Source organism: Paracoccus sp. (in: a-proteobacteria) (genome assembly GCF_030536915.1).
Taxonomy (GTDB): domain Bacteria; phylum Pseudomonadota; class Alphaproteobacteria; order Rhodobacterales; family Rhodobacteraceae; genus Paracoccus.
This window is the reverse complement of record NZ_JAUNPC010000024.1, coordinates 12700-38714: the sequence shown is the minus strand read 5'-3', so window position 1 is coordinate 38714 and position 26015 is coordinate 12700. Positions and strand designations below refer to the sequence as shown.

Sequence of the window (26015 nt, the reverse complement as noted above, 5' to 3'; positions counted from 1 at the left end):
GGCTGATCCTGCTGGCGATCATCGCGGGCTTCATCGGCTGGCACCTCATCATGGGCATCGGCGGCGCCGACATGCCGGTGGTGGTGTCGATGCTGAACAGCTACTCGGGCTGGGCCGCGGCGATGATCGGCTTCACGCTGTCCAACGACCTGCTGATCGTGGTCGGCGCGCTTGTGGGTTCCTCGGGTGCGATCCTCAGCTACATCATGTGCAAGGCCATGAACCGCAGCTTCATCAGCGTGATCCTCGGCGGCTTCGGCGGCGAGGCGGGACCGGCGATGGCGATCGAGGGCGAGCAGATCGCCATCGACGCCGACGGCGTGGCGGCGGCGCTGAACGAGGCCGACAGCGTCATCATCGTCCCGGGCTACGGCATGGCCGTGGCGCAGGCGCAGCAGTCGGTCAGCGAACTGACCCGCAAGCTGCGCGCCGCGGGCAAAGAGGTGCGCTTCGCCATCCACCCCGTCGCCGGCCGCCTGCCGGGCCACATGAACGTGCTTCTGGCCGAGGCCAAGGTCCCCTATGACATCGTCCTGGAGATGGACGAGATCAACGAGGACTTCCCCTCGACCGACGTGGTGATCGTCATCGGCTCGAACGACATCGTGAACCCGGCCGCGCAGGAAGACCCCAACAGCCCCATCGCCGGGATGCCGGTGCTGGAGGTCTGGAAGGCCAAGCAAGTGTTCGTCAGCAAGCGCGGGCAGGGCACCGGCTATTCGGGCATCGAGAACCCGCTGTTCTACAAGGAGAACACGCGCATGTTCTACGGCGATGCAAAGAAGTCGCTGGACGCGCTGCTGCCGATGATCTCCTGATCAGAGGCGCTGAAACGAAAGAACCCCCCCCCATCGTGCGGGGGTTCTTGCATTCCGGGACCGGGACAAGGCGCTTTCCGGGGCCGGCCTGCTCAGGGATTGATCAGGATCGGCGTTCCGTCGCGGACCATGGCGTAGATGTCCTCCATCTCGGCGTCGGTCACGGCGATGCAGCCCGCCGTCCAGTCCCGCTTGAGCGGCGCCAGCGCCTGTCCCTCGGGCCCCTGCCCGTGGATGAAGATGTCGCCGCCGGGATGCTTGCCCTGCATCAGCGCGAAGCCGCTGTCCTGCGGGTTGGGATAGGACACCCCGATGGACAGGTGATAGCGGCTGTTCGGGTTCCGCCGGTCGATATGGTAAAGCCCCTCGGGCGTCTTGCCGTCGCCCGAGAACTGCTTGTGACCGATCGGCTCGTTCCCAAGGCCGATGTTGTAGCCTCCGATCAGGTTCGATCCGCTCAGGAACAGCATCTGCCGGGCCGACTTGTTCACCACGATCTGCGTGACCGGAGGCCCGTTGTAGGTCTTGAACTTGCTGGGCGCACAAGAGGCGGCCAGCGCCACAAGCAGCGCGGCCACCGACAATCGAAGCGTGCGTTTCATCATCTGTCCCGTGGTTTTCCGTTCATCCTGCCCAAAGGCCCTCGCCGGCGCAACGGCAGGGCCGATCACGAACGCCTCATTGCCCCTTTAGGGGACGGCTTGCGCCCGGCGCATCTTTGCGGCTTTCGTCAGTCCATGACCCAACCCCTGCCGATGCCCCCCTCTGCCCCGCAGCCCCTGGACCACCCCCTGCGCTACGAGATGGTGAACGAACTGCACGCCCGCCCCTCGCCGCGGCTGGCGGTGCCCTGCACGGCGGTCTACCTGGCCTTCAAGGAGCCTCGGGACGCCGCCAACCGCGACCGCAGCCTCGACATCGCGCATCTGGCCGAACTGGTCATGCGGCACGGCGCGCCGGTGCCGCAGACCGATGCCGGCCATTATGCCGCGCAACTCGGCCGGCACGAGTTGCGCTGGGAAAGCCATACCGAGTTCGTCAGCTACGCCGGCTTCACCCCCGGCCGGCCGCATCGTCCCTTCGACCCCGCGCTGGCCGAGATGTTCCCCGCCGACTGGCAGGCCCGTGCGCCGGGACGCCGGGTGGCGGCGGCGATGGTCCATGTCGCGCCGATGCCGGACGATCCCGATGCGATCACGCCGCTTCTGTCGTCCTGGTTCGCGGCCGACGGGCTGGTCGCGGTGCAGGTGCTGGACGGCACGGCGGTGGTCGCCACCGACTTCCGCATCGACCCGGCGGGCTGGATGCGCTTCGCCGTCTTCGCGTCCCCCGAGCTTGGAGCAGGGCGGCTCGGGCGCATCGTCCAGCGGCTGCTGGAACTGGAAACCTATCGCGCCATGTCGATGCTGGCGCTGCCGCGGGTGCGGGCGCTGAACGCGACGATGAATGCGCTGGAAACCCGTCTGACCGCGCTGGTCGAGCGGCTGGGCGACGACACCCGCCCGGCGGAAGCCGTGCTGCAGGAGCTGCTGACCCTGTCGCTCAAGCTCGAATCGGCGGCAACGCAGCACGGCTTCCGCTTCGGCGCGACACGGGCCTACGAGGCGATCGTCCATGACCGCATCGCGTCCTTGCGCGAGACGCGCTTTCAGGGCCGCCAGACGCTGAACGAATTCATGGTGCGCCGCTTTCTGCCCGCGATGCGGACGGTGCAATCGGCGGAACTGCGGCTGGACGCGATGGTGAACCGCGCCGCAAGGGCGGGCGAGCTGCTGCGGACCCGCGTCGATGTCCAGCGCAGCGGCCAGAACCAGGCGCTGCTGGAACGCATGGACCGCCGCGCCGACCTGCAACTGCGCCTGCAGCACACGGTCGAGGGGCTGTCCGTCGTCGCCATCAGCTACTACGCCGTTGGCCTTCTGGGCTATGCGGTCTATCCTTTCGCCGCATCCGCGGGGATCGAGCGCAGCATCGTCATCGCCGCGCTGACGCCGCTGGTGGTCCTTGCCGTCTGGCTGGGGATGCGGCGGGTCCGGGCGCGGCTGCACGATGCCGCGGGCGACCGTTCCGGCCATGGCGATCTTTGACACGGAGAAGATGATGAAGACCCTGCTTGCCCTTTCCGCGCTGCTGGCGCTGGCCGCCTGCGGCGTGCCGCTGGTTCCGTTCATCTGATGGCGAAGGACGCACGACGGCTGGCCATGCTCGGGCTTTCGCATTGCTCGACCTGCCAGAAGGCGCAGGCCGCGCTTGAGGAAGCCGGCTGGAGCGTGGACTTCCGCGATGTCAGGGACGCGCCGCTGTCGCAGGATGAGCGCGCGCGCCTGGTGTCGGATTTCGGCGACAAGCTCATCAACCGGGCAAGCCTGACCTGGCGCGGCATGTCCGAGGAAGAACGCGCCGAGGACCCCGTCGCGATGCTTGAGGCGCGGCCCTCGGTGATGAAGCGCCCCGCCATCGTCGCCGGGGACCAGCAGTTCCTGGGCTGGACAGCAAGCGTCAAGCGCGCACTCGGGGTGCCCGCGTGAATCAGACGATATAGCGGTCGCGGCGGTGGTTGATCGCGATGACGAGGTTCAGGACCGCCGCGCCCAGGGCCGACCACAGCACCCGGTCCAGCGGCAGAAGCATGAGCGCGACGGCGAACAGCACCGCGTCGAAGCCCATCTGCACCCAGCCCGCCTTGACCCCCAAGCGGTCCTGAAGGTCCAGCGCCACGGCCCCGATCCCGCCCAGGCTGGTGCGATGCCGGAACAGCGCCAGCAGCCCCGAGCCCGAGACGAAGCCCGCCAGCAGAGCTGCCGCGCCCGGATGCAGGCTGTCGAAGCTGATGAGCTTGGGCAGCAGCATCGAGGCCACCACCATCAGCAGCACCGCCGCGATGGTGCGGCGCAGGAATCCCAAGCCCATCCGCCGGTAGCCGAAGCCGTAGAAGGGCAGGCTCAGCACCAGATAGACCGGCCCGAACCCCCAGCCGGTCGCCTGCGAGATCAGCAGCGCAAGCCCCGCAAGCTGCCCGGTGATCAGCCCCGCGCTGCCCAGCAGCAACGCCCCGAAGGCAGCCATCACCGCGCCGAAAGCAATGCCTTGGGCATCCTCCAGCCGGCTGTGCGGATGAGGCTGGGGCAGTGCAGGGCTGTCCGGGGCAGTCGGCGTGGCGCTGTTCATGGCGCGGGGATGCCGAAGGCGGGCTGCCCTGTCCAGAGGGGCCGTGCGGGTCCCGATGACGCGTCTTGTCCGCAGGTCAGGCGCGAATCCGGCCTCCGGCATCGCGGGGGATGGAACTGCCACCGCGAGGTCCCGATGCGGTTTCCTGCAGCGCAGGCGGGGAAGGACGCCAGCTTTGCCCGAGGATCGCCAGGTGATCTGCATTCCATCGTCCCATGCAGCCCCGGCCAGAAGTTGGCAGCCTGCACAGGAACGGCGCTGACGGGTACTGCCCGCTTGACGACAAGGGAAAGACGATTGTTGCTCGACTGCTTCGATCGGATCAGAACTCCCTTTGGGCCAAGGGAACGCCTGCATGTTCCGCTGTGCAGAGCCTGAAGGCTTCGCCGCGCCGAAGATGTGGTGGGCAGCCTTGGCATGGCTCGCCTGGTTGACCCTAGGGAACAAGGCTGGTGACGATCAAGGGGCCACCCGAAAGGTCAGACAGACTTGCTCGGCGGACTTGTGACGTCGGCGACGAGCGATGAAGGCTCTGAAAGTAGCTGTCTTCGAGGAATTATTCCGCCTCGACTGACCATGCCGCAGGCGTTTGCGGCACCAGATACCGCCTTTTGCCGACAAAGGCGGCTCGTCGTGCCCTATCGTGTGGCGCTGGCGTGTCCTGCGTCCAGCCGGGCGATGCGGTCGGCCAAAAGGCGGAACAGCCCGTCACGGTCCAGATCGCGGATGAAGAGCGCGTTCGGCGCGCGGTCCGTCGCGCCCCACCAGTCGGCGACGGTCATGCCGCGGGTCCATTGGCCCCCGGTCTCGATCTCGACATTGATGCGACGCCCCGTGAAAAGGGTCGGGTCGATCAGCCAGGCGACGGCGCAGGGATCATGCAGCGGCGCGCCCTCGGCGCCGTATTTCTCGCGGTCGAAGCGTTCGTAGGACGAGGTCCAGCCGGCGACCGCAGCGCCGACAGGGCCGGCCGCGCGCACCGTCTCGATCCAGTCGCGGCTGGTCAGCGCCTTGTGCGTCGCATCAAGCGGCAGGACCACCAGATTGGCGCCCGAGGCAAAGACCTCGGCGGCGGCTAGGGGATCGACGTGGATGTTGAACTCGGCGGCGGGCGTCACGTTGCCGAAGGTGCCGCCGCCCATCAGGACGATGCGCCCGACCCGCCCGGAGACGTCGGGGGCGCGGCGGAACGCCTCGGCGATGTTGGTCAGCGGACCTATGGGCACAAGGGTCACGCTGTCCGCAGGCTCTCGCCGGATCGTCTCGACGATGAAATCGGCGGCATGGCCGGGGGCGACCGGCATCGTGGGCTCGGGCAATTCCACGCCGTCAAGGCCGGACTCGCCATGGACATGCTCGGCCGTGATCAGCCGGCCCTCCAGCGGTTCCTTGCAGCCGGCATGGACGGGCAGGTCGGGACGGCCGGCAAGCTCGCAGATCTGCAGGGCATTGCGCAGCGTCAGGGAGAGCGGAACGTTTCCGGCAACGACCGTGAGGCCCAGCACCTCAAGTTCGGGGGCGCCCAGCGCGAGCAGGATCGCCACGGCGTCATCCTGGCCCGGATCGGTGTCGATGATGATCTTCTGCGTCATGGCCTGCCCCTCATGTCACATCCCGGATTGCCCCATCTCGCCGGGGCAGGGAAGGGGCATGATCTCAGAAGACGCCGGGGCGCAGGACGAGCAGACCACCGGAACCACGCGGCTTGATGCCGTGGCCAAGGGCGGCAAGCCCTGTTGCCTGAAAACGCCGAGGCGCCATGAAGGGCGGACGGCTCAGGCTCCGACGGCCATCCGTTCGGCCCGGACCGATTCCTGCGGGTCGCGCAGGACATAGCCGCGGCCCCAGACCGTCTCGATGTGGTTCTCGCCGCCCAGAGCCTCGCTGAGCTTCTTGCGCAGCTTGCAGATGAAGACGTCGATGATCTTGAGTTCCGGCTCGTCCATGCCGCCGTAGAGATGGTTCAGGAACATCTCCTTCGTCAGCGTCGTGCCCTTGCGCAGGCTGAGCAGCTCGAGCATCTGATATTCCTTGCCCGTCAGGTTCACCGCGCGCCCGTCCACCTCGACCGAGCGGGCGTCGATGTTGACGACCATGCGCCCGGTGCGGATGATGGCCTGGCTGTGGCCCTTGGACCGGCGGATGATGGCCTGGATGCGGGCGACCAGCTCTTCCCGGTGGAAGGGCTTGGTCATGTAGTCGTCGGCGCCGAAGCCGAATCCGCGCAGCTTGATCTCGGTGTCGTCGGAACCCGTCAGGATCAGGATCGGCGTGTCCACGCGCGACAGGCGGATCTGGCGCAGGACCTCCATCCCGTTCATGTCGGGCAGGTCCAGGTCCAGCAGGATCAGATCGTAGTCATACAGCTTGGCAAGATCCACGCCTTCCTCGCCCATGTCGGTCAGGTAGACGTTGAAATTGGCGTGGCTGAGCATCAGTTCGATGCTGCGCGCGGTGGTCGGATCATCCTCGACCAGCAGGATCCGCATGACTTGGTCTCCCTCGTGTTCCGTGATGCCTCACGTTAGGGACCTAATAGTTAAGATCCGGTTAGCACGCCATCACGAATCAGCCTCAGGTTGCGCGCAGGCGGTTTTTCCGGATCGCCTTCACCTTCAGCGCCGCCGGCCCCAGGCGCGAGGAGGTGGTGATCCAGCCGTCCAGTTCCTCCTCGCTGAGGCCATAGCGGGCGATCGCCTCGTCGCGGGTCAGAAGCCCGTGGTCGATGGCCTGCACCACCGTCGCCTTGCGCCGGGCGACCCAGCGTTCCGTTCCCGATGGCAGGTCCGCAAGGGTCAGCACGCTGCCATCCCCCAGTGTCGCCGTCCTAGGCCGCAAAGATTTTCGGACGAACATGGCTTGCTTTCCCCGTGGTTGCCGTCTGTCCCTCTGTGCCATCAAGCCGTTAAGTCCCGGTGAATGCGAGCCGGTTGAAACAATCGGCATTTTTCGTATATTCGGGCATTCTGCCATTTCCCGTCTGAACGGACATTCCCGTGACAGTCCAAGATCCGCGCCGCACCGCGCCCGCCCTCAACAGCCTCGGCTTTGCCCGCACCCCCGCCGAAACGCGGGTCGTCGTCGCCATGTCCGGCGGCGTCGACAGTTCTGTCGTGGCCGCGCTGCTCAAGTCGGAAGGCTATGACGTGATCGGCGTCACCTTGCAGTTGTATGACCACGGCGCCGCGCTGAAGAAGAAGGGCGCCTGCTGCGCCGGCCAGGACATCCACGACGCCCGCCGCGTGGCCGAACGCATCGGCATCCCGCATTACGTGCTGGATTATGAAAACCGCTTCCGCGAGTCGGTGATCGAGGAATTCGCCGACGCCTATCTCGCGGGGGCCACCCCGGTCCCCTGCATCCGCTGCAACGAGCGGGTGAAGTTCCGCGACCTGCTGGAAACGGCGCGCGAGCTTGACGCCGACTGCATGGCGACGGGCCACTACATCCGCCGGCTGGAAGGTCCCGACGGGGCCGAACTGCACATGGCCGCGGACGGCAACCGCGACCAGAGCTACTTCCTGTTCTCGACCACCCGTGAGCAGTTGGAGTTCCTGCGCTTTCCGCTGGGCGGCCTTGTCAGCAAGGCGGAAACGCGGGCGCTTGCCGCGCGTTACGGGCTGGTCGTCGCCGACAAGCCGGACAGCCAGGACATCTGCTTCGTGCCGGAAGGCAACTATGCCGCGGTGATCGAGAAGCTGCGCCCCGGCGCCGCCGATCCGGGCGACATCGTGGACATGGACGGCAACATGCTGGGGCAGCATCGCGGCGTGATCCACTATACCATCGGCCAGCGCCGCGGCCTCGGCATCGGCGGCCTGGGCGATCCGCTGTATGTCGTCCGGCTGGACCCCGAGGCGCGCCATGTCGTCGTCGGGCCGCGTTCGGCGCTGGCGACCCGGACCGTGCCGGTGGCCGAGGTCAACTGGCTGGGCGCCGGCGCCTTCACCGATGTGGCGGAACGCGAGATCGCCGTCCGCATCCGCTCGACCCGGCCGCCCGCGCCGGCGATGCTGCGCCCGACCGGCCCGACCACGGCCGAGGTCGTTCTTGCCGAGGCCGAACAGGGCGTCAGCCCCGGACAGGCCTGCGTCTTCTACGAAGCCGGTTCGACCCGCGTGCTGGGCGGCGGCTGGATCACCAGAAGGGAATCACGCCGATGAGCGAACTGGCCGAAATCGGGATCAGGATGAACAACGGCCAAGAGGCCCGGCTGGCCGACTGGGCGGGCAAAGTCCTGCTGGTCGTCAATGTCGCCTCGAAATGCGGCCTGACCCCTCAGTATGAGGGGCTTGAGGCCCTGCATCGCGCGAAGAAGGACCAAGGGCTGGTCATCCTCGGCGTGCCTGCCAACGACTTCAAGCAGCAGGAACCGGGCACGGACGCCGAGATCCTCGACTTCTGCCAGAGCCGTTTTGACGTGAGCTTTCCGCTGGCTGCCAAGGCCTCGGTCGCAGGCGCGGACAAGCACGCCCTTTACGCCCGCCTGATCGCCGAGGCGCCGCAGGCCGAGGGCGACGGGCCGTGGCGCACTCGGCTGGAAGGCTTCGGGATTCCCGTGAACCCCGCCCCCGAGGTGCAGTGGAACTTCGAGAAGTTCCTGGTCGGCCGCGACGGAAAGGTAATCGGGCGCTTCGCCCCGGACGTGGCGGCGGACGATCCGCGGCTGGTCGCGGCCATCGACCGCGCCCTGGCCGAGCCCGCCTGAGGGGGTCAGGCGACCGCGGCGGCGGCGCTGTCGCGGATGCGCTGGACCATGGCGCGCAGCCCGTTCGACCGCTGGGCCGACAGATGCGCGTCAAGGCCCAGCCGGCCAAGCTCGGCCGGGGCATCGACTTTCTCGACCGCATCCACCGGCAGGCCGGAATACAGCGCGTGCAGCACGGCGATCAGCCCGCGCACGATCAGCGCGTCGCTGTCGCCCTGGAAGTCGAAGCGGCCATCCTGAATACGCGGCATGATCCAGACCTGGCTCGCGCAGCCCTCGACCTTGGTGGCGGGAACCTGCAGTGCCGGGTCCATCGGCGGCATGGCGCGGCCAAGCTCGATCACATGGCGGTAGCGGTCTTCCCAACTGTCGAGGAAGTCGAAGGTGTCGGCGATGTCTTCAAAGGCGGGCGTGGCCATGCTGGCTTCCTGCGTCTGCTGCGGGCGCGTGATATAATGCCTCGGGTGGCCAAGGTCAAAGCGCCCCTTCCGGGTCCGCCGCCGATGTCCTATCACCGGCAGGATGCAAGAAGGGGAAGCCTGCCGATGAACCGCGCAATCTGGCCGATGGCCGCCTGCCTGATGCTCGCCGGTTGCGGCGACAGCAGCCTGAACCCCATGCGCTGGTTCGGAGGAGAGCGCGCCCCCCGCGCGCCGCAGACGCTTGTGCCCGAGGACGGCTATGACATCCGCGACGACGCGCGCCTGCCGGTGGCGCAGGTGCTGTCGGCGCGGTGGGAGCAGACGCTGGAAGGCCGCCTTCTGGTCGTCACGGCGATGCCGCCGACCAAGGGCTGGTGGAATGTCGAGCTTGTGACGGCCACGCCCCGGCCCGGCGACAGGGTGCTGCCCGATCCCGACGGCGTGCTGCGGCTGCGGCTGGTCGGCGCGCCGCCGCCTGCCGAGGCCCCTGCCGCCCGGATGCCCGCGCAGCCCGGCGCCGACACCCTGACGGTGGCCCTGCCGCTCGGCTCCTCGGTGCTGGCGCGGACTGAATCCGTCCTCGTGACGGGTGCGGCCAACGCGATCTCGCTGGGGGTCTGAGGCGTTTGCGCCTCAGCGCATCTGGCGCAGATAGGTCCAGGTCGGCACCAGCGCGCCCCGCGCCACCGACCAGCTTTCCGCATCGCCGAGATAGGCGAAGCCCGCGTTCGTCAGCACCTTGGCCGAACCGGGATTGTCCTGGAACGCTTCGGCGAACAGCGTGCGCGAGCGATGCGGGTTCGCCGCCACCAGCGCCTGCACGGCCTCGGTCGCGACGCCCGTGTTCCAGAAGCCCGAGCCGATCCAGAAACCGAGCTCGGACCGGTCAGGCTCGATCCGCGTCAGTGAGACAACGCCCAGAAGCTCGCCCAGCCCCGAATCGGCCGCATCGATGGCCCAGACATCCTCGGTCCGGTTGGCGGCCATGGCGCGGGCGACATATTGCTCGGACGCGCCGGGCGGCAGGGGATGGGGAATGGCCCGAGTCCCCTCGGCCACGCGGCGGTCTGCGGTGTAATGCTGGATCAGCCCCGCATCCGAGGTACGGAGCGGGCGCAGCAGGAACCGGCCGGCCGGGATCGCTGCCTGGGCGTCCGGCTGCGCAAGATCCGGCGCCGTCGCGCCATGAGGCCGGCTGCCGGTCAAGAGTTCGGGTTGATCCATCGCTGCTCCCCCAGTGTGTCGCCGGCTGGGCGGCGAACCTGAAATGCGAACGGGGACCGGCCGCGCCGATCCCCGTTGCAATGTGCTTGCGCCGATCGGCTTACTCGGCCGCGGTGGCCGCGGGTTCGATCGAGATGAAGGTTCGGCCCTTCAGGCCCTTGCGGAAACTCACGGTGCCTTCGGTCAGGGCGAACAGCGTGTGGTCGCGGCCCATCCCGACGTTCTGGCCCGGCCACCATTGGGTGCCGCGCTGACGCACGATGATGTTGCCGGCGACGACCGACTGGCCGCCGAACAGCTTGACGCCAAGGCGGCGACCGGCGGAATCGCGGCCGTTCCGGGACGAGCCGCCTGCTTTCTTGTGTGCCATGGATCAGTTCTCCTCAGCGGTGGTGGCGGGCTCGGCCGATTTCTCGGCGGCTTCGCCGCTGGCGACGCGGCGGGCCATCTCGGCCTGCTCGGTCTTGTTCAGGGCATAGCGGTCGTCGCCTTCAACGCGGTTGCGGCCCGCCGCACGCGCGCCCACGGCCGCCTTGACGTCCGACGAGTCCGCGCCGGTTTCCAGCAGTTCGGTCACGCGCAGCAGCGTCAGTTGCTGGCGGTGCCCACGGGTGCGCTGCGAGGAATGCTTGCGGCGGCGCTTGTGGAAGGTGATGACCTTGTCGGCCTTGATGGTGTCGATGACCTCGGCCACCACACCGGCGCCGCTGACCAGGGGCGCGCCGATGGTCGAGCCGATCATCAGGATCTCGTTGAACTGTACCTTTTCGCCGGCTTCGGCGGCCAGTTTCTCGACGCGCAGCACGTCACCGGGTTGCACCCGGTACTGCTTGCCGCCCGTCTTCAGGACTGCGAACATCGTCTCGTCTCTTTCGTCTGCCGCGCCCTGTGGCCCCGGTTTCCCGGCGTTCGTCGGGCCTTGCAGGCCCCTGCCTTCGGACAGCGCACCCTTGCGGGGTGGTGTTAAAATGAACAGCCGGCCAAGGGCGCAAGCCCGGCCGGTCGCGGGTATATGGCGCATTTGCGCGTCCGAGTCAACGCGGATGCCGCGCGGGCTTCATCTTCTTCGCGCAAATATCGCGGGATCGTCGTATGCGACGATAGAGGAGCGAAGCCCCCGGTTGCGGCGCCTCAGCCCTCGACGCGCTCGGCCAGGGCGAGCCATTCCTCTTCAGCCTCCGCCAAGGCCGCCTGCCGCTCGGCCAGTCCTTCCGAGGCCTTGGCGAACTTGGCGGGCGCGGTCTGGAACAGGTCCGGCTGCGCAAGGAACTCGGTCAGCTTCGCGATCTCGGCTTCAAGCCGCTCCATAACCGCCGGCAAGGCTTCCAGCCGATGCTTCTCGGTGAAGCTGAGGCCGTTCCTGCGCGGTGCCTCGGCCCTGACCGGCTCGGCCTTCGCGGACCGGGCAGGAGCTGCCACGGCCTCGGGCGCATACTCGCCGCGCTGGGCGCGGTAGTCGCTCCAGCCGCCCGCATAGATCACGGCGCGGCCGTCGCCTTCCATGGCCACGGTCGTATCTGCCACGCGGTCGATGAAGTCGCGGTCGTGGCTGACCAGCAGCACCGTGCCGTCGTATTCGCCCAGGATGTCCTGCAGCAGATCCAGCGTCTCGATGTCCAGATCGTTCGTCGGCTCGTCCAGCACCAGCAGGTTCGAGGGTCGCGCCATGATCCGCGCCAGCAGCAGCCTCGCCTTTTCTCCGCCTGACAGGCTGCCGACCGGAGCGCGCGCCTGCGCGTCGTCGAACAGGAAATCCTTGAGATACCCCACGACATGCTTCGGCTGCCCGCGCACCATCACCTGATCGGAGCGCCCCGAAACCCGCATCGCGGGATCATTGGTCAGCGCCTCCCACAGCGACACGTTGTCGTCGATGGAGGAACGGGCCTGATCGAAGACGGCGATCTCAAGGTTGGTGCCATGCGTCACCGCGCCGGTGTCTGGCGCAATCTCTCCCGTCAGCATCTTGATCAGCGTCGTCTTCCCCGCGCCGTTCGGCCCCACGAAGGCCACCCGATCCCCCCGCATCACCCGCAGGTCAAATGGGTGCAGGATCACCCGCTCGCCGAATGCCTTGGAGATCCCCTTGGCCTCGATCACCCGCTTGCCCGACTGGGTCCCCGATTCCAGCGCCATCGCCGCCGTGCCCTGCCGCCGGATCTGCGCCGCGCGTTCCGCCCGCATCGCCTGCAGCGCCCGTACCCGGCCCATGTTGCGCTTGCGCCGGGCGCTGATCCCTTCGACGGCCCAGCGCGCCTCGGCCTTGATCTTGCGGTCGAGCTTGTGGCGCGCGTCGTCCTCGGCGGCCCAGGTTTCCTCGCGCCATTCCTCGAAAGCCTCGAAGCCCTTTTCCTGCCGCCGCACCTCGCCCCGGTCGATCCACAGGGTCGCGCGGGTCAGCCGCCGCAGAAAGGCGCGGTCGTGAGAGATCAGCACAAAGGCCGCGCGGGTCTCGGACAATTGCTGTTCCAGCCAGCCGATCGCCTCGATGTCCAGGTGGTTGGTCGGCTCGTCCAGCAGCATGAGTTCCGGCGCCTCGGCCAGCAGCCGCGCCAGTGCCGCCCGCCGGCGCTCGCCGCCGCTCGCGGTGGCGACGGGGCGGTGGGGGTCGAACTTCAGCCCCTCGGCGGCCATCTCGACGCGGTATTCCTCGCCCGGCCCCAGCCCTGCCGCGGCGAATTCGCCCAGCGTGGCAAAGGCGGACAGGTCCGGGTCCTGCTCCATGTAGCCGACGGTCGTGCCGGTTGGGACAATGACCTCCCCCCCGTCGGGTTCGACCATCCCGGCCATGACCTTCATCAGCGTGGACTTGCCCGAGCCGTTGCGCCCGACCAGCGCCACGCGGTCGCCGGGCTGGACCGTCAGGGACAAGCCCTCGAAGACGGGGTTGCCGCCGAAGGTCAGGGAAATGTCGGTGAGTTGCAGAAGAGGTGCGCGGGCCATGGTGGGCGACTATCCGCGGGCCGTCAGCCCGTCAACCAAGCACCCTCAGCAGCCGCGCGGCCATCCCGTGCAACTCGTCGCGGTAGCCTGTGCGTCCCGAGGGCTGGTCAGGGTCCGAGGTCATCGCGATCGCCACCGCAGCCTGTCCGCGCTGGGTGGGCGCCACATAGATCATCTGCCCGCCGTAGCCCCAGCCATAGTTGACCGGCCGCCCGGCCATCCGCGCCAAAAACCAGCCATAGCCATAGCCCGAGCCGGTGAACATCGACTGCGTCCGGGGCCTCCAGCTTTCCGCGATCCAAGCCGCCGGGATCACCCCCGCGCCGCCGCCCGCGAAACCCGCGCCAAAGGCCAGCAGCGAGCGCGTGCTCATCGCCATCTGGTTGCCGCCAAGATGGATGCCCTGCGGATCACGCTCCCAATCGGCGATCCGGAAGCCCGGCAGGTCCAGCCATTCGCGCGCCAAGGCCAGCGTCGGGCGCCCCGAGGCCCGCGCCAGCATGGCCGAGACGAGATGGCTCGACGCGGTGGAATAAAGCATCCGCCCGCCTGGGTCCGCCACGAAGGGTGCCGCCAACGCCGCCCGGACCCAGTTCCGGCTGCTGACCCAGGCGCCGTAGTTCCGGCCCGACTGCCGTTCCAGCCCGGCCTGCATGGACAGAAGGTTGCCAAGCGTCACGCGGAACAGCCTCGGGTCCGGCTTCGCGGGAAACTGGTCGCGCAACACCTCTGCGACGGGTTGATCGGCACCTGTCAGCACGCTGCGTTCGATGGCGATCCCTGCCAGCGCCGAGACGACGGACTTGGACGCCGACTTGATGTTGGTCGGCCGATCCGGCGTGAAGCCGTGATATCCTCGCGCCGCCACCTCGCGGCCACCCTGCCAGATGGCGATGGCGCGCAACTGGTCATGCACCTCGGCGGCGTCGAGGACCGCGTCAAGGCTGTCCAGCTGCGCCCGGCCCAGCGAGGGCAGCGCAAGGGCAGGGACGGCAAGGCCGAGGGCGAGCAGGCTGCGACGGGATAATGTCATGCAGGCGATGTCGGGTGCGGCCGGCCGCTGCGCAAGTTTTACGCAGTTCACGATGAATGGAGGACAGGCCTGCGGGGTGCCCTTCTGGACAAGCGCCGCCGCCTCTCGCTAAATCCGGCAGGCGTCCCCGCGCTTGGGGACCCATTTGAGGCGGAAGTCATGGCAGGGCTGGACAGCACGGCGGATCACTTGCAGGACCCCGCCGCCGAGATCGGGGCGCTGCGGGCACGGGTGGCCGAGGCCGACCTCGCCTATCACCGCGACGATGCGCCGATCATCCCGGACGCCGACTACGATGCGCTCAAGCGCCGCCTCGCCGCGCTGGAAGCCGAACACCCCGAGCTTGCCGCCCCCGACAGCCCCACGCAGAGCGTGGGCGCAGCCCCGTCCGAGCGCTTCGCCAAGGTCCGCCACGCGCAGCGGATGATGTCGCTGGGAAACGCCTTCTCGCGCGACGAGGTGGCCGAGTTCGCGGCCCGCGTCCGCAGCTTCCTGAACCTGCCCGCCGATGCCCCCGTGCCGATGACGGCCGAGCCCAAGATCGACGGCCTGTCCCTGTCCCTGCGCTATGAAGGCGGGCAACTGGTGCAGGCCGCGACTCGTGGCGACGGCACCGTGGGCGAGAACGTCACCGCCAACGCCCGCACCATCGCCGACATCCCCCAGACCCTGGCAGGCGCCCCCGAGGTGCTGGAGGTGCGCGGCGAGGTGTACATGACCCACGCGGACTTCGCACGCCTGAACGAAAGCGGTGCTGACCGCACCTTCGCCAACCCCCGGAACGCGGCGGCGGGCTCGCTGCGCCAGCTTGACCCTTCGATCACGGCCCGCCGCCCATTGCGCTTCTTTGCCTATGGCTGGGGCGAGGTCAGCGCGGCTCTGGCCACCACGCAATCCGGCGCGATCAGGCGGCTGGAGGAACTGGGCTTTCGGACCACGGACCCGCGCCTGTGCCACGGCGTTGATGACCTGCTGGCGGTCTGGTCCGATCTGGAACAGCGCCGGGCCACGCTGGGCTTCGACATCGACGGCGTGGTCTACAAGGTCGATGACCTTTCCCTGCAGGACCGTCTCGGCTTCCGCGCCACTACGCCGCGCTGGGCGCTTGCCCACAAGTTCCCGGCCGAACTCGCCTGGACCTGCCTCGACCGCATCGAGATCCAGGTCGGCCGCACCGGCGCGCTGTCGCCTGTCGCCCGCCTCACGCCGGTGACGGTCGGCGGCGTCGTCGTTTCGAATGCCACTTTGCACAACGAGGACTACATCGCCGGGCACGACTCGCGCGGCCAGCCCATCCGCGAGGGCCGCGACATCCGCGAAGGCGACTGGGTGCAGGTCTATCGCGCAGGCGACGTGATCCCCAAGATCGCCGACGTGGACCTGTCCCGCCGCATCAACCCGGAACCCTACGCCTTCCCCACGACCTGCCCCGAATGCGGCAGCGAGGCGATCCGCGAGCCGGGCGACTCTGTTCGCCGCTGCTCTGGTGGCCTCGGATGCCCCGCGCAGGCCATAGAACGCCTGCGCCACTTCGTGTCCCGCGCCGCCTTCGACATCGAGGGCTTGGGTGCCAAGCAGGTCGAGGCATTCTTCGCCGACCCGACCCTGCCCATCCGCGAGCCCGCCGACATCTTCACCCTTGCCGCCCGCGACGCGAAAGGGCTGGCGCGCCTGAAGAACCGCGAAGGCTGGGGCGAGCGTTCCGCCGAAAACCTGTTCCGCGCCATCGAGGAGCGCCGGACGATCCCGCTGGCCCGCCTGATCTACGCCTTGGGCATCCGCCACGTGGGCGAGGTCGCCGCCGCCACGCTCGCCCGCCACTATGGCACGTGGGAGGCGCTGGTCGCAGCCCTCGACGCCGCCGCCCCCGCCGCCGCCCGCCACCGCGCGGCGGATGAGTCGGTGGCCGCCGAACGCGCCGCCGCCGCAGTCCAAGGCCGCCGCGCCGCCGTGTCCGCCGTACGCGCCACCGTCTGGGCCGCCGACCCGCCCGTGCCGCCCGACTCCCGCGCTGCCTGGGACGACCTGACCGGCATCGAGGGCATCGGCTCGGTCTTGGCAGAGTCCCTGACCGCAGGCTTTGCCCAGCCCGCTGAGCGCGCCGTGATCGACCGGCTGGTGGCCCATCTGACGGTTGAACCCGCTGCTCCGGTGGCAAAACCCGATAGCGCCATCGCCGGCCTGACGGTGGTCTTCACCGGCTCGCTGGAGAAGATGACCCGCGCCGAGGCCAAGGCGCGGGCCGAGGCGCTGGGCGCCAAGGTCGCAGGCTCGGTCTCCTCGCGCACCGACCTGCTGGTGGCCGGGCCGGGCGCGGGGTCAAAGGCTGCAAAGGCCGCCGAATTCGGTATCCGCGTGATCGACGAGGACCAATGGCTGGCGATGGCTCGCGGGTGACGGGGGCCGGTTCGCCCGGTGGCCCTGCATCGGGGGGCGGGCGGGCGGTTGGACCTGCGCGGCGGACCGGGCCGGACCGGGACGACCCGGCCTTTCACGAGAAGGCCCGGACGTCCTTCCGGTCCGAAGAAGAACCAAACTCCCCAAGACCCGCGGGCAGGCCTGCAGAGGATCGTGACCTCGCCTGCACGGATGCGGGGACCCGGGCATCCGCCCGGCCCGAGGAAGGCCAAGCCTTGGCAAGACCCGCCAAGGGCAGGGCGCAGCATTCAGAAGACAACGGCGCTTCGGCGCATCCCGCCGCTGCGGAAAGGCAGGGCGGTCTTTTCGCCACGCAACAGCGGGAAGCGCCCTCTGCACGAAAGGACGGGCCGGACATGGCAAGCGCGTCCGAGCCTTCCGAACCCGCCGTGCCGCGTCCCTCGGCACCAAAGGGCCGTCCACCCGTCCTGTTCCCCCTGTTTGCTGGCGTGGAAACCCTGCCCGGCGTCGGCCCCAAGGCGGCCGAGGCCTTTGCCGCGCTGAACGTCACCCGACCGCGCGACCTGCTGTTCCACCTGCCCGTCGCGGGAATCGCGCGCCGCACGGTCGCACGTCTGGCAGACCTGCGCCCGCCCGAGATCGCCACCGTCACTGTTCGTGTCCTCCGCCACCACCAGCCCGCAAGCCGGGGCCGCCCGTGGCGGGTGATCTGCGCGGACGACTCGGGCGACCTCGCGCTGGTCTTCTTCCACGCCCGCGCGCCCTGGATCGAATCGCAGCTTCCCATCGGTGCCACGCGCGTCGTCTCGGGCAAGGTCGAACTGTTCGACGGCCTCGCCCAGATGGTCCATCCCGACCACATTCTGCCGCCCTCGGATCCGCCGCCGTCCGGCTTCGAGCCGGTCTACCCGCTGGCGGGCGCCCTGACCCAGCGGGTGGTCGCCCGCGCCGCCGCCGCCGCGATCGACCGCTCCCCGTCGCTGCCGGACTGGATCGAGCCCTCGGTCCTGGCTCAGCGCAGCTGGCCCGACTGGCTTTCCGCCATCAAGGCTGCGCATGACCCCAGGGGCATGGACGACCTGTCGCTGCTGTCCCCCGCGCGCGAGCGGCTGGCCTATGACGAGCTGCTGGCCCACCAGATGACCCTTGCGCTGGTCCGCCGCGACCGCCGGCGCACGGCAGGCCGGATCACCAAAGGCGACGGACGGCTGCAGGACCGGGTGCTGAATGCGCTGCCTTGGCCCCCCACGGCTGCGCAGACCCGCGCCGTGGCCGAGATCACCGCCGACATGGCCAGCCCCCAGCGCATGAACCGGCTGCTGCAGGGCGACGTGGGGTCGGGCAAGACGCTGGTCGCTGCGCTGGCCTTGCTGGCGGCGGTCGAAGCGGGCGGGCAGGGCGTGCTGATGGCGCCGACGGAAATCCTCGCCCGCCAGCATCTTCCCGCGCTGATGCCGCTGGCCGAGGCTGCCGGCGTCCGCATCGCCCTGCTGACCGGGCGCGACAAGGGCGAGGCGCGCGAAACCCTGCTGTCGGACCTTGCGGCGGGCCGCATCGCTGCGCTGGTCGGTACCCACGCCGTCTTCCAGCCCGGCGTCACCTTCCACGACCTGCGGCTGGCCGTCATCGACGAACAGCACCGCTTCGGGGTGGCGCAGCGGCTGGAACTCGCGGCCAAGGGCCAGCGCCCCGATATGCTGGTGATGACGGCGACCCCCATTCCGCGCAGTCTCGCGCTGGCGCAATACGGCGACATGGACCTGTCGGTGCTGGACGAAAAGCCACCGGGCCGGAAGCCGGTGGTCACGACCGCGCTGCCCGACTCGCGCATCGAGGAGGTGGCGGCCCGGCTTCAGGCCGCCATGGCGCGGGGTGCGCGGGCCTATTGGGTCTGCCCGCTGGTCGAGGAAAGCGAACTCGTGGATCTGACCGCCGCCGAGGACCGCTTCCAGATGCTGCGGGCGCGATTTGGCGACCTCGTCCGGCTGGTCCACGGCCAGATGCCGCCCGAGGCGCGCGACGCGGCCATGGCCGACTTCGCCGTGGGCCGTGCGCAGCTTCTGGTCGCCACGACGGTGATCGAGGTCGGCGTCAACGTCCCCGAAGCGACCATCATGGTGATCGAGCGCGCCGAAAGTTTCGGCCTTGCGCAGTTGCACCAGTTGCGCGGCCGGGTGGGCAGGGGCGAAGGCGCCTCGAGCTGCCTTCTGCTCTACCACGAGCCGCTGTCCGAATCCGCCCGCCGCCGCCTGCAGATCCTGCGCGAAACCGAGGACGGCTTCCGCATCGCCGAGGAGGATCTGGCCATGCGCGGCGCCGGCGACGTGATCGGGACGGCTCAGTCCGGGCTGCCGCGTTTCCGCGTGGCCGACCTTGAACGGCAAGCCGAGCTGCTGGCGACGGCCAGGCAGGACGCGCGCCTGCTGCTGGATCAGGACCCCGATCTTTCGGGCGGGAGGGGACGAGCGGTTCGGACGCTGCTGTGGCTGATGGAACAGGATCGCGCCATCGGCCTGATGGCGGCCGGCTGAGTCAAAGCCCGCATGGGCCATCATCAGCCTGCCATTGATCCCTTTTCCTGTTCTGCAAGGCTGCAGAAACCTGCTTGAACGGGATTCCTGCCCGAACTCAATGACATGCAGGCCGGAGCTGTGCGACCGCTTCACAGGCCCATGGTTCAGCTACAGGCGCTGACAATGATTGCGCCACCTATCTGCGCTGCGGGGTCTGGAAACCTCGCGAAAGCGGATGCGGAACACTGATCGCCGTTGCTGGCGGTCAATGGCAGGCAGGCTGCGAATCGCAATCAATGCGCTGCGCTGTGCCGTCGAGCCGCAAGGATGACACCCGATCTTCCGTCATTGCTCGGGAACGGCCTGCCTGCTGTTGTCGGTGGCCAAGGCGCTTGAGGAAATCACCCTGCAAATCAATGGGAAGGTTGTCGTCAGAACCGGGGACCGCAGCCCCTGGAACACGCCGCCACGATAGCTTCCGTCCGCATGTTCGCTAAAAGTTCTTTACAGATGGTCGCAGGGATGAGAACAAAGCGTTAACATTGATGGAGCGCCGAGATGAAACCATCCTTTGAAATCGAAGTTCTGGGCGACATGCTCTGTGTTGCTTCGATTGCGATTGCCACGATTGCGATGCTGTGGCTTCCAGCCCTTGTCTGATGCCTCGGACCGGAAGCGCAGGAAGGCGCTTCCGTCTGCTCGCACTTGGCTGACGGAAGCAGATCAGTGAGTTCTGCACCCAGCCTGTGCGGTCCGGCAGCCATATCAGCGCACGACTGTGCAGAGAGAACCAAGGGCTACCTGCAGCCATCATCGCAGCAGGCGATAGCTGGACATGGTGAGGCACCCCCGCGTTCATGCGCTTGATCCAGGCGCAGCCAAGGTGTGCCAAGCAGTAAAAGGGATTGTGGCGGTGCTGATTGCAGCCGCCTTCACCTGGCACCGGGTATGCGCTGGCCCATGCCAGTCAGGTTCACCCATGACAGAGCAGGCAATACAGAACCGTCCCGCTGCGCCTGATCCTGACTGCAGGATCGTTCAGTAGCTGCGGATCAGCCCGACAAGCCGGCCCTGGATGCGGACCTTGTCCTCGGGCAGCACGCGGGTCTCGTAAGCCGCGTTGGCCGCTTCCAGCGCGATCATCCCGCCGCGGCGGCGGTAACGCTTCAGCGTGGCCTCGGCGCCCTCGACAAGCGCCACGACGATGTCGCCATTGTCGGCCGTGTCCTGTTCGCGGATCACCACCACGTCGCCATCGTTTATCCCCGCCTCGATCATCGAATCGCCCCGCACTTCCAGCGCGTAGTGGTGTTCGCGGCCCGTCAGCATGGTCCCGGGCACCGCGATGTGATGCGACACCTCGGAGATCGCCTCGATCGGCACCCCTGCGGCGATGCGCCCCATGACCGGCAGTTCCACCGCCGGGCTGTCCACAACCGGCATCGCCCCGCGCGGACGCGGCGGACGGTCGTTCGAGATGACGCGGGGCTTGAACCCGGCTGCCTCTGCCTCGCCCCGCATCAGCGCTTCAGGAAGGCGGACGATTTCCAGCGCGCGGGCGCGGTGGGGCAGGCGACGGATGAAGCCGCGTTCCTCAAGGGCAGTCACGAGCCGGTGGATTCCCGATTTCGAGCGCAGGTCAAGCGCCAGCTTCATTTCATCAAATGAGGGAGGAACGCCATCGCGAGCCATGCGGGACTGGATGAATTCCAGCAACTGGATCTGCTTCTTGGTCAGCACGGCGTGTTTGTCCCCCAGCCTGACGAGTGCGTTCGGCTTATGTTCTAGGATCGACCTCGTCTCGCGTCAATGAATAACCCGATTCGCCTAAACAAAAGGTTAACAAGTCAGGGGGATGTAGCGAATCCGTTCCCCTGCCGTCCGGGCCGGATCATCCGCCGGCCGGACCAGCAGCGCCTGTGCCCCGGCCATCAGCGTCAGGCGAGCCGAGTCCTGATCCTCGAAGGGCGTGACCACGTTGCCATGCTCGTCCTCGCTCAGCGTCGCGCGCAGGTAATGCTGGCGGTTGCCTTCCGGCGGCAGGTCACGGCCGAGGATGCCGTGACGAAGCCTCGGTCCCGCGTCGCTTTCGCCCTGCATCCGCCGCAGAAGGGGCTGCATGAACAAGATCGCCGTCACGATGGCCGAGACCGGGTTGCCGGGCAGGCCCAGCATCGCAGTCTCCCCCAGCCGCCCGGCCATCAGCGGCTTGCCGGGGCGCATGGCGATGCGGTGAAAGGCGCGCTGCATCCCCAAGCCTTCGGCCACGCGGCCGATCAGGTCGTGGTCGCCGACCGAGGCCCCGCCGATGGTCACGATCAGGCTTGCGCCCCTTGCTTCGCCGAAGGCTTGGCGCAGGCTGTCCTCGGTGTCGCGGGCAAGCGGCAGGATCAGCGCCTCGGCCCCGGCCATGCGGGCAAGCGCCGCCACCGCGATGTCGTTCGAGCTGATGATCTGGCCGGGGCCGGGAACCTCGCCCGGACGCACCAGTTCGTCCCCTCCGGCCAGCACGGCCACCTGCGGCTGCCGGGCGACGGTCACGCGCGGCACATTCATCGCGGCCAGCAGCGCGAGGTCGGCGGGCGAAAGGCGGCGGCCTGCGGGCAGACGGTCGCCCTCGGCGAAGTCATTGCCGCGAAGGCGGATATGGGTGCGGGCGGATTGGCCGGTCATCGTGATCCGGTCGCCGTCACGGGCGATGTCTTCCTGCATCACCACGCGGTCAGCGCCGACGGGCACGGGGGCGCCGGTGAAGATGCGGACGGCCTCGCCTGCCGCCAGCGTTCCGGCCCAAGACCTGCCGGCGGCGGCCTCTCCCACAACGCGCAGCGGCCCCGGCAGGTCGGCGTCGCGCATCGCGTAGCCATCCATGGCCGCCGAGTCGAAGGGCGGCTGGGTCATGGTCGAGACGGCGTCGCGCAGCAGCACCCGGCCCAGCGCATCCTGGATGTCCACGTCCTCGGCGCCGGGCGGCTGCGCGAGGTCCAGCACCATCGCCAACGCCTGATCGACGGTCAGCAGCCCGCTCATGGCGCGGCCTCAAACGTGCCGGACTTGCCGCCGGTCTTTTTCAGCAGACGGACGCCCTCGATCCGCATGTCCTTCTGCGCGGCCTTGAGCATGTCATAGACGGTCAGCGCGGCGACGGTGGCGGCGGTCAGCGCCTCCATCTCGACCCCGGTGCGGCCTGTGGTGCGTGCGGTCGCGGTGATGCGGATGCCGGGAAGCGCAGGGTCGGGGATCAGGTCCAGCGCCACCTTGTCCAAGGGCAGCGGATGGCAGAGCGGGATGAGGTCGGCCGTGCGCTTGGCGCCCATGATCCCGGCGAGCCGCGCCACGCCCAGTACGTCGCCCTTGGCTGCGCCGCCCTGGGCAAGCGCGAGCGTTTCAGGTGACATGACCACGGCGGCCTCGGCCACGGCTTCGCGGGCGGTTGGCTCCTTGCTGGAAACGTCCACCATATGCGCCTGACCGCTGGCGTCGAAATGGGTGAGGGTCATGCGACCTCCAGGATGGCGCGGGTGGCGGCGGCGACGTCATCCTGCCGCATCAGGCTTTCGCCGATGAGGAAGCGGCGGACGCCGCCTTCCATCATCCGCGACAGGTCGCCCGCCGTGAAGAGGCCGCTTTCGCAGACCACGTCCCGCTCGCCCGCGATACGTGGGGCAAGCCGCAGGGTCGTCTGAATATCGACCTCGAAGGTCTTGAGATTGCGGTTGTTGATCCCCAGCAGCGGCGAGGACAGCCGCATCGCGCGGTCGAGTTCCCATTCGTCATGGACCTCGATCAGCGCGTCCATGCCCCAGTGGGTCGCGGCATCCTCAAGCTCTGCGGCGAGCGCGTCGTCCACGGATGCCATGATGATCAGGACGCAGTCGGCGCCCCAGGCGCGGGCCTCGGCCACCTGATAGGGGTCGTGCAGGAAATCCTTGCGAAGCACCGGCAGCTCGCAGGCTTCGCGGGCAGCGATCAGGAACTCGGGCGCACCGTGGAACGAGGGGCCGTCGGTCAGGACCGAAAGGCAGGCCGCGCCGCCTTCCTGATAGGCCTCGGCCAGACGTGGCGGGTCGAAGTCGGGACGGATCAGACCCTTGGAGGGGCTGGCCTTCTTGATCTCGGCGATCAGGGCCGGTCCGGCCGCGGCCTTGTCGGCCAGCGCGCGGGCAAAGCCGCGCACGGGCGGCGCGGCGCGGGCGTCGGCCTCGACCAGGGACAGCGACCGCGCGGCCTTGGCGGCGGCGATTTCCTGAAGCTTGTAGCTCTTGATGCGTTCGAGAATATCCATGGCCGCAGTTAGCCCCGAGCGGGTGCCGGAAGCAACCGCGCGTCAGGCGGCTGCCACCCAGTCGATGGGGCGCAGGTCATGTTCGGTCAGCCAGTCGTTCACCCGGCTGAAAGGGCGCGAGCCGAAGAAGCCCCGCTTCGCCGATAGCGGCGAGGGGTGGGCGCTTTGCACCACGAGGTCCTGCGAGCGCGGCAGGCCCTCGGCCACCCGCTGCGCATGGGCGCCCCAGAGGATGAAGGCCAGCGGGCCGTGCCGCTGCGCCTCGGCAATCGCCTCGCGGGCTAGCCGTTCCCAGCCCCAGCGGGCATGAGCGCCGGCTTTTCCGGGCTCGACCGACAGTGCGGTGTTGAGCAGCAACACGCCCTGTCGTGCCCAGGGGGTGAGGTCGCCCGAGACGGGGCGGGCGCCCGTCTCTGCCTCGAGTTCCTTGAAGATATTGGCGAGCGAGCGCGGCAGCGGCACGCCCCTGTTCACCGAAAAGGCGAGGCCATTGGCATGGCCGGGCGTGGGGTAGGGGTCCTGTCCCAGCAGCACCACCCTGACATCCTGCGGAGCGACCGCCTGAAGCGCGGCGAAGACGCGCTCGGGGCCGGGCAGCCAGTCGTGGTCCCGCAGACGGTCGCGGATGGCGGGCCAGGCTTCGGTGAAGAAGGGCAGATGCGCCCAGGCTGGCGGCGGCAGCGGCTGGGTCACGGCCGGAGCCTCCGGCGGGGATATTTTGGGCCGAAAGACGTCACGGGAGTCCCTCAGGCTTCCGGTGCGCCGGTTATCGCGGCGAGGCGGGCGAGGCGTTCACGGGCCTTGCCCGAGTCGATGGACTCGCGGGCGATCTCGGCTCCTTCGCACAGGGTCGCGGCGCGGCCCGCCACGACCAGCCCACCCGCCGCATTCAGCAGCACGGCATCGCGATAGGCGCCCGGCGCGCCGTCCAGCAGCGCACGCAAGGCGGCGGCGTTCTGGGCGGGCTCTCCGCCGACGATGTGGTCGAAGGGATGGACGGGCAGGCCCGCGTCCTCGGGCGAGATCTCGAACTCGGTGATCTCGCCGTTCTTCAACTGGGCCACGCGGCTGGGCTCGGCGATGGACAGCTCGTCGGTCCCGTCGCCGCCATGGACCAGCCAAGCCGAGGTCGAGCCGAGTTCGCGCAGGGTTTCCGCCATGGGCCGCAGCCATTCGGCCGAAAAGGCGCCGGTCAGTTGCGCCCTGACGCCCGCCGGATTCGTCATCGGACCCAGCAGGTTGAAGATGGTCCGGGTGCCCAGTTCGTGCCGGGCGGGGCCGACGTGGCGCATGGCGGGATGATAGGTGGTCGCCATCATGAAGCAGATGCCGCATTCATCCAGCGACTGCTGCGCCTGCGCCGGTCCGCCCATGACGTCCAGCCCCAGATGCGTCAGCGCGTCGGCGCTGCCGGATTTCGACGACAGGTTGCGGTTGCCGTGCTTGGCCACGGGGACGCCCGCGCCCGCCACGACGAAGGCGGTCGCGGTCGAGATGTTCAGCGTGCCCTTGCCGTCGCCGCCGGTGCCGACGATGTCAATGGCCCCTTCCGGCGCGGTGATGCGGTTCATGCGGGCGCGCATGGCGCGGACGGCGGCGGCGATCTCGTCCACCGTCTCGCCGCGGACGCGCATGGCCATCAGCAGGCCGCCGACCTGCGCGGGCGTGGCCTTGCCGTCGAAAAGCGCACCGAAGGCCGCCTCGGCCTCTTCCCCCGTCAGTGGGCGGGTGGCGGAGATCCCGATCAGCGGGCGGATGTCGTTCGGTGTGGTCATGCGGCGGTCTCGACCGCGTTGGAGCAGCGGCGCAGGAAGTTGGCGATCATCTCGTGCCCGTGCTCGGACCGGATGCTTTCGGGATGGAACTGTACCCCCTCGATGGGCAGGCTGCGATGCGCCAGCCCCATGATCGTGCCGTCGCCTGCCGTGGCGGTGACGCGCAGGCAGTCTGGCAGGCTTTCGGGCTCCACCGTCAGCGAATGATAGCGCGTGGCACGAAGGGGCGAGGGCAGGGTGGCGAAGACCCCGGTGCCGTCATGGGTGATGGCGTCGGTCTTGCCATGGACGATGCGCGGGGCGCGGATGACGCGGCCGCCGAAGGCCTCGCCGATGGCCTGGTGGCCGAGGCAGACGCCGAGCAGCGGCACTTGTACCTCGGCTGCCGCCCGGATCAGGGGGACGATGATCCCCGCCTGCCCCGGCGCGCAGGGGCCGGGCGAGACGAGGATGCCGTCGGTCCCCCGCGCCAGCGCCTGCTCGACCGTCAGCGCGTCGTTGCGGATGACCTCGACCTCGGCCCCGGCCTCGCCCAGGTAGTGGACGAGGTTCCAGGTGAAGCTGTCGTAATTGTCGATCATCAGGATCGACGGCCTTCTTGCGCCCGCCGCAGGGGCGGGGAAGGAAGGCCGGACAATGGCCGTGGAAGTCATCGGCGCCTCGCAGCAGGGTCGGGGTTCCAGGGCCGCCAAAGGGGGATGGCCCGGCGGCGGCGGTAGGCTATAGATGCTCCCAAGCCGCGCGGGG

At 68.7% G+C, this 26015-nt stretch carries 26 protein-coding genes; 8 read left to right on the top strand and 18 right to left on the bottom strand.

Annotation, left to right across the window (positions count from 1 at the left end; genetic code table 11):
• Positions 1–818: NAD(P)(+) transhydrogenase (Re/Si-specific) subunit beta (locus Q4F04_RS06435; RefSeq protein WP_303369006.1), on the top strand; the 818-nt coding region annotated here is incomplete at its 5' end.
• Between the two features lie 92 nt (positions 819–910).
• Here Q4F04_RS06435 and Q4F04_RS06430 read toward each other — a convergent pair.
• On the bottom strand, positions 911–1420 hold the full coding sequence (locus Q4F04_RS06430) for a murein L,D-transpeptidase family protein (protein ID WP_303369005.1): 510 nt from the start codon (positions 1418–1420) through the stop codon (positions 911–913).
• A gap of 153 nt (positions 1421–1573) precedes the next feature.
• On the opposite strand from Q4F04_RS06430, the gene Q4F04_RS06425 reads away from it, so the two are divergent.
• Both Q4F04_RS06425 and Q4F04_RS06420 read left to right on the top strand, forming a co-directional pair.
• Positions 1574–2905: a DUF3422 family protein gene (locus tag Q4F04_RS06425; RefSeq protein WP_303369009.1), complete on the top strand. Its 1332-nt coding sequence runs from the start codon at positions 1574–1576 to the stop codon at positions 2903–2905.
• Between the two features lie 114 nt (positions 2906–3019).
• Positions 3020–3346 carry an arsenate reductase family protein gene (locus Q4F04_RS06420; protein ID WP_303369004.1) on the top strand — a complete coding sequence of 109 codons (327 nt, stop codon included), beginning with the start codon at positions 3020–3022 and terminating at the stop codon, positions 3344–3346.
• Between the two features lies 1 nt (position 3347).
• Here the strand turns inward: Q4F04_RS06420 and Q4F04_RS06415 are convergent, their stop codons facing one another.
• The 4 genes from Q4F04_RS06415 to Q4F04_RS06400 form a co-directional block, all read right to left on the bottom strand.
• Complete coding sequence (locus tag Q4F04_RS06415; protein WP_303369003.1) at positions 3348–3986, bottom strand: YitT family protein; 639 nt, start codon at positions 3984–3986, stop codon at positions 3348–3350.
• Between the two features lie 638 nt (positions 3987–4624).
• Positions 4625–5578 carry a nucleoside hydrolase gene (locus Q4F04_RS06410; protein WP_303369002.1) on the bottom strand — a complete coding sequence of 318 codons (954 nt, stop codon included), beginning with the start codon at positions 5576–5578 and terminating at the stop codon, positions 4625–4627.
• A 183-nt stretch (positions 5579–5761) separates the two neighbouring features.
• Entirely contained in the window at positions 5762–6475 is a 714-nt protein-coding gene (ctrA, locus tag Q4F04_RS06405) for a response regulator transcription factor CtrA (RefSeq protein ID WP_303369001.1), read from the bottom strand.
• An 85-nt stretch (positions 6476–6560) separates the two neighbouring features.
• Entirely contained in the window at positions 6561–6842 is a 282-nt protein-coding gene (locus tag Q4F04_RS06400) for a DUF1153 domain-containing protein (protein WP_303369000.1), read from the bottom strand.
• Positions 6843–6982: 140 nt separating this feature from the next.
• Here Q4F04_RS06400 and mnmA point away from each other — a divergent pair, with 140 nt between their 5' ends.
• Positions 6983–8149: a tRNA 2-thiouridine(34) synthase MnmA gene (mnmA, locus tag Q4F04_RS06395; protein ID WP_303368999.1), complete on the top strand. Its 1167-nt coding sequence runs from the start codon at positions 6983–6985 to the stop codon at positions 8147–8149.
• On the top strand, positions 8146–8694 hold the full coding sequence (locus Q4F04_RS06390) for a glutathione peroxidase (RefSeq protein ID WP_303368998.1): 549 nt from the start codon (positions 8146–8148) through the stop codon (positions 8692–8694). The genes mnmA and Q4F04_RS06390 overlap by 4 nt, the downstream gene beginning before the upstream one ends.
• A 5-nt stretch (positions 8695–8699) precedes the next feature.
• On the opposite strand, the gene Q4F04_RS06385 is transcribed toward Q4F04_RS06390, so the two are convergent.
• Entirely contained in the window at positions 8700–9113 is a 414-nt protein-coding gene (locus Q4F04_RS06385) for a SufE family protein (RefSeq protein ID WP_303368997.1), read from the bottom strand.
• Positions 9114–9239: 126 nt separating this feature from the next.
• On the opposite strand from Q4F04_RS06385, the gene Q4F04_RS06380 reads away from it, so the two are divergent.
• The gene (locus tag Q4F04_RS06380; protein WP_303368996.1) at positions 9240–9737 is read left to right on the top strand and encodes a hypothetical protein; all 498 of its coding nucleotides are present in this window, start codon (positions 9240–9242) and stop codon (positions 9735–9737) included.
• Between the two features lie 12 nt (positions 9738–9749).
• Here the strand turns inward: Q4F04_RS06380 and Q4F04_RS06375 are convergent, their stop codons facing one another.
• From Q4F04_RS06375 to Q4F04_RS06355, 5 genes are all read right to left on the bottom strand, one after another.
• On the bottom strand, positions 9750–10340 hold the full coding sequence (locus tag Q4F04_RS06375; RefSeq protein ID WP_303368995.1) for a GNAT family N-acetyltransferase: 591 nt from the start codon (positions 10338–10340) through the stop codon (positions 9750–9752).
• Positions 10341–10440: 100 nt separating this feature from the next.
• Positions 10441–10710: a 50S ribosomal protein L27 gene (gene rpmA / locus Q4F04_RS06370; protein WP_303368994.1), complete on the bottom strand. Its 270-nt coding sequence runs from the start codon at positions 10708–10710 to the stop codon at positions 10441–10443.
• A 3-nt stretch (positions 10711–10713) separates the two neighbouring features.
• Complete coding sequence (gene rplU / locus Q4F04_RS06365; protein ID WP_368660704.1) at positions 10714–11199, bottom strand: 50S ribosomal protein L21; 486 nt, start codon at positions 11197–11199, stop codon at positions 10714–10716.
• A gap of 272 nt (positions 11200–11471) precedes the next feature.
• Complete coding sequence (locus tag Q4F04_RS06360) at positions 11472–13283, bottom strand: ABC-F family ATP-binding cassette domain-containing protein (protein ID WP_303368993.1); 1812 nt, start codon at positions 13281–13283, stop codon at positions 11472–11474.
• A 31-nt stretch (positions 13284–13314) separates the two neighbouring features.
• Entirely contained in the window at positions 13315–14316 is a 1002-nt protein-coding gene (locus Q4F04_RS06355) for a serine hydrolase (protein ID WP_303368992.1), read from the bottom strand.
• Between the two features lie 159 nt (positions 14317–14475).
• On the opposite strand from Q4F04_RS06355, the gene ligA reads away from it, so the two are divergent.
• Together ligA and recG are read left to right on the top strand one after the other, a co-directional pair.
• Positions 14476–16713, top strand: a complete 2238-nt coding sequence (gene ligA / locus Q4F04_RS06350) for an NAD-dependent DNA ligase LigA (protein ID WP_303368991.1) — start codon at positions 14476–14478, stop codon at positions 16711–16713.
• Between the two features lie 377 nt (positions 16714–17090).
• Positions 17091–19226, top strand: coding sequence for an ATP-dependent DNA helicase RecG (gene recG, locus Q4F04_RS06345; RefSeq protein ID WP_303368990.1), 2136 nt, complete (start codon positions 17091–17093; stop codon positions 19224–19226).
• A 1020-nt stretch (positions 19227–20246) separates the two neighbouring features.
• Here the strand turns inward: recG and lexA are convergent.
• The 7 genes from lexA to Q4F04_RS06310 all read right to left on the bottom strand — a co-directional run bounded on the left by lexA (position 20247) and on the right by Q4F04_RS06310 (position 25849).
• Entirely contained in the window at positions 20247–20948 is a 702-nt protein-coding gene (lexA, locus tag Q4F04_RS06340) for a transcriptional repressor LexA (protein ID WP_303368989.1), read from the bottom strand.
• Positions 20949–21047: 99 nt separating this feature from the next.
• A complete protein-coding gene (glp, locus tag Q4F04_RS06335) occupies positions 21048–22229 on the bottom strand; it encodes a gephyrin-like molybdotransferase Glp (RefSeq protein ID WP_303369008.1) in 1182 nt (393 codons plus the stop codon).
• A gap of 5 nt (positions 22230–22234) precedes the next feature.
• Positions 22235–22708: a cyclic pyranopterin monophosphate synthase MoaC gene (moaC, locus tag Q4F04_RS06330; RefSeq protein ID WP_303368988.1), complete on the bottom strand. Its 474-nt coding sequence runs from the start codon at positions 22706–22708 to the stop codon at positions 22235–22237.
• Positions 22705–23493, bottom strand: coding sequence for an indole-3-glycerol phosphate synthase TrpC (gene trpC, locus Q4F04_RS06325; RefSeq protein ID WP_303368987.1), 789 nt, complete (start codon positions 23491–23493; stop codon positions 22705–22707). Before trpC ends, moaC begins: the two co-directional genes overlap by 4 nt.
• Before the next feature lie 42 nt (positions 23494–23535).
• Positions 23536–24186: a uracil-DNA glycosylase gene (locus tag Q4F04_RS06320; RefSeq protein WP_303368986.1), complete on the bottom strand. Its 651-nt coding sequence runs from the start codon at positions 24184–24186 to the stop codon at positions 23536–23538.
• 53 nt (positions 24187–24239) lie between these two features.
• Complete coding sequence (trpD, locus tag Q4F04_RS06315; RefSeq protein WP_303368985.1) at positions 24240–25268, bottom strand: anthranilate phosphoribosyltransferase; 1029 nt, start codon at positions 25266–25268, stop codon at positions 24240–24242.
• Entirely contained in the window at positions 25265–25849 is a 585-nt protein-coding gene (locus Q4F04_RS06310; protein ID WP_303368984.1) for an aminodeoxychorismate/anthranilate synthase component II, read from the bottom strand. Before Q4F04_RS06310 ends, trpD begins: the two co-directional genes overlap by 4 nt.
• Positions 25850–26015 lie beyond the last annotated feature (166 nt).

Coding starts and splice junctions, on each gene's coding strand:
- Q4F04_RS06430 (WP_303369005.1), bottom strand. CDS start 1,420: ATGAAACGCACGCTTCGATTGTCGGTGGCCGCGCTGCTTGTGGCGCTG.
- Q4F04_RS06425 (WP_303369009.1), top strand. CDS start 1,574: ATGCCCCCCTCTGCCCCGCAGCCCCTGGACCACCCCCTGCGCTACGAG.
- Q4F04_RS06420 (WP_303369004.1), top strand. CDS start 3,020: ATGCTCGGGCTTTCGCATTGCTCGACCTGCCAGAAGGCGCAGGCCGCG.
- Q4F04_RS06415 (WP_303369003.1), bottom strand. CDS start 3,986: ATGAACAGCGCCACGCCGACTGCCCCGGACAGCCCTGCACTGCCCCAG.
- Q4F04_RS06410 (WP_303369002.1), bottom strand. CDS start 5,578: ATGACGCAGAAGATCATCATCGACACCGATCCGGGCCAGGATGACGCC.
- ctrA (WP_303369001.1), bottom strand. CDS start 6,475: ATGCGGATCCTGCTGGTCGAGGATGATCCGACCACCGCGCGCAGCATC.
- Q4F04_RS06400 (WP_303369000.1), bottom strand. CDS start 6,842: ATGTTCGTCCGAAAATCTTTGCGGCCTAGGACGGCGACACTGGGGGAT.
- Q4F04_RS06390 (WP_303368998.1), top strand. CDS start 8,146: ATGAGCGAACTGGCCGAAATCGGGATCAGGATGAACAACGGCCAAGAG.
- Q4F04_RS06385 (WP_303368997.1), bottom strand. CDS start 9,113: ATGGCCACGCCCGCCTTTGAAGACATCGCCGACACCTTCGACTTCCTC.
- Q4F04_RS06380 (WP_303368996.1), top strand. CDS start 9,240: ATGAACCGCGCAATCTGGCCGATGGCCGCCTGCCTGATGCTCGCCGGT.
- Q4F04_RS06375 (WP_303368995.1), bottom strand. CDS start 10,340: ATGGATCAACCCGAACTCTTGACCGGCAGCCGGCCTCATGGCGCGACG.
- rpmA (WP_303368994.1), bottom strand. CDS start 10,710: ATGGCACACAAGAAAGCAGGCGGCTCGTCCCGGAACGGCCGCGATTCC.
- rplU (WP_368660704.1), bottom strand. CDS start 11,199: ATGTTCGCAGTCCTGAAGACGGGCGGCAAGCAGTACCGGGTGCAACCC.
- Q4F04_RS06360 (WP_303368993.1), bottom strand. CDS start 13,283: ATGGCCCGCGCACCTCTTCTGCAACTCACCGACATTTCCCTGACCTTC.
- Q4F04_RS06355 (WP_303368992.1), bottom strand. CDS start 14,316: ATGACATTATCCCGTCGCAGCCTGCTCGCCCTCGGCCTTGCCGTCCCT.
- ligA (WP_303368991.1), top strand. CDS start 14,476: ATGGCAGGGCTGGACAGCACGGCGGATCACTTGCAGGACCCCGCCGCC.
- recG (WP_303368990.1), top strand. CDS start 17,091: ATGGCAAGCGCGTCCGAGCCTTCCGAACCCGCCGTGCCGCGTCCCTCG.
- moaC (WP_303368988.1), bottom strand. CDS start 22,708: ATGACCCTCACCCATTTCGACGCCAGCGGTCAGGCGCATATGGTGGAC.
- trpC (WP_303368987.1), bottom strand. CDS start 23,493: ATGGATATTCTCGAACGCATCAAGAGCTACAAGCTTCAGGAAATCGCC.
- trpD (WP_303368985.1), bottom strand. CDS start 25,268: ATGACCACACCGAACGACATCCGCCCGCTGATCGGGATCTCCGCCACC.
- Q4F04_RS06310 (WP_303368984.1), bottom strand. CDS start 25,849: ATGATCGACAATTACGACAGCTTCACCTGGAACCTCGTCCACTACCTG.